A 1,713-nucleotide genomic window follows, 5' to 3' on the forward strand; every position below is an offset into this window, starting at 1 on the left:
GTGTGCCGGTTGCCAGCACGTGCCCCTCCATCGCCTCGAGGACCGCGTCGAGGTCGGCGTCCTCGCCGACGTCCAGCGTCGCGACGTCGAGCGCGTACACCGTGATCTCGTACGTGTGCACTCCGCTGCCCGCCGGGGGCTGCGGGCCGCCCCAGCCGAGTTCGCCGAACCCGTTCTTGAGTTCTCGCGCCGTGTCGGGCATCGAGTTGAGCGAGGCGCCATCGGGCAGCGTCGTCATACCCGGAGGGATGTCGACCACCAGCCAGTGGACCCAGTTGCGCGCAATCGGCGCCCGATCGACGCACACGAGCACGTACGAGAGCGTCTGCGAGGGGCGGTCCTCCCACGCGAGCGCCGGCGATCGGTTGCCTTGGGTCTTCGCGCTCGTCGCGGGAAGAGTGGCGCCCTCGGCGAACTGGGTGGAGGTCAGGCGCATCGGGGCGTTCCCCTTCGCAGGTTCCGCAGACGGCGACGAACACGCGCAGCCTGCGAGGAACGCCGTCGCGAGCATCAGTACGGCGGCAAGGCCGCTGGCGCGTTCGAGAGTCATGGCGTGTATCTCCCCACTTCCCGCCTCGGTGATTCGCGTCTCGGACGCTATACTCCCTCATTGCAGACGCTCGCGGTCGGGTCCCGGGCGACGGCATGCCGTGAACCTGGTCAGGTCCGGAAGGAAGCAGCCATAAGCGGCCCCTGCCGGGTGCTCGGGGCCCGTCCGCGGGCGTCTGTGCGCCCGCCCGACGGCCCCGTCGCGCGGCTCCGCCAAGTGACCGCCCGCCGTCGGTGCGGCTCGGTATACTGCTTTGTCGAGCCCCTCGAAAGGCACCTCCGTGACGCACGTGTCGCTGTATCGCAAGTATCGTCCGCAGACCTTCGACGACGTCGTCGGGCAGCAGCACATCACGCGCACCCTGCGCAACGCGCTCAAGGACGGCTCGACGGCGCACGCATACCTCTTCTGCGGCCCGCGCGGGACGGGCAAGACCACGACCGCGCGCCTGCTCGCCAAGGCGCTGCTGTGCGAGAAGGGGCCCACACCGGACCCGGACGGCATCTGCGAGCAGTGCCGCGAGATCGTCGAGGACCGGCATCCGGACGTCTTCGAGATGGACGCGGCGTCGCGCACCGGCGTCGACGACGTGCGCGAGGGCATCATCTCGCGCGCGGGCCTCGGCGCGTCGCGCGGGCGCGCGAAGGTCTACATCATCGACGAGGTCCACATGCTCTCCAAGCAGGCGTTCAACGCGCTGCTCAAGACGCTCGAGGAGCCTCCGTCTCACGTCTACTTCGTGCTGTGCACCACCGATCCGCACAAGGTGATCGACACCGTGCAGTCGCGCTGCCAGCGCTTCGACTTCCACCGCCTCGGCATCGAGCAGATCGCCGAGCAGTTGGCGAAGATCGCCGCGGCCGAGGGCATAGCGGTCGAGGATGGCTCGCTCGTCATGATCGCGAGGCACGCCGCCGGCGGGATGCGCGACGCGATCACGATGTTCGAGCAGCTCGCGTCGTTCACCGGCAAGTCGATCGCGCTCTCCGACGTGGAGGGCCTGCTCGGCGAGGTGGACCGCTCGCTGCTGTTCGACCTGGCCGGCATGATGGCGCGTCGCGATGCGGCCGGGTGCTTCCGGTTCGTCGCGCAACTCGCCGAGTCCGGCGTCGACATGGCCGAGTTCACGCGGGAGCTGGTGGCGCACTTCCGTGACCTGTACG

Annotated in this window: 2 protein-coding genes and 1 other RNA gene; 2 read left to right on the forward strand and 1 reads right to left on the reverse strand. The window is 69.4% G+C overall.

Annotated features, from left to right (window positions below; translation table 11 throughout):
- Positions 1-550 (reverse strand): YbhB/YbcL family Raf kinase inhibitor-like protein (locus tag FDZ70_10135; protein ID TLM67584.1); only part of this gene is annotated, 550 nt, incomplete at its 3' end.
- A gap of 74 nt (positions 551-624) precedes the next feature.
- On the opposite strand from FDZ70_10135, the gene ffs reads away from it, so the two are divergent.
- Together ffs and dnaX are read left to right on the forward strand one after the other, a co-directional pair.
- An RNA gene (gene ffs, locus FDZ70_10140) (signal recognition particle sRNA small type) lies at positions 625-720 on the forward strand.
- A gap of 119 nt (positions 721-839) precedes the next feature.
- Positions 840-1,713: DNA polymerase III subunit gamma/tau (gene dnaX, locus FDZ70_10145; GenBank protein ID TLM67585.1), on the forward strand; the 874-nt coding region annotated here is incomplete at its 3' end.

Source organism: Actinomycetota bacterium (assembly GCA_005774595.1).
GTDB lineage: Bacteria > Actinomycetota > Coriobacteriia > Anaerosomatales > D1FN1-002 > D1FN1-002.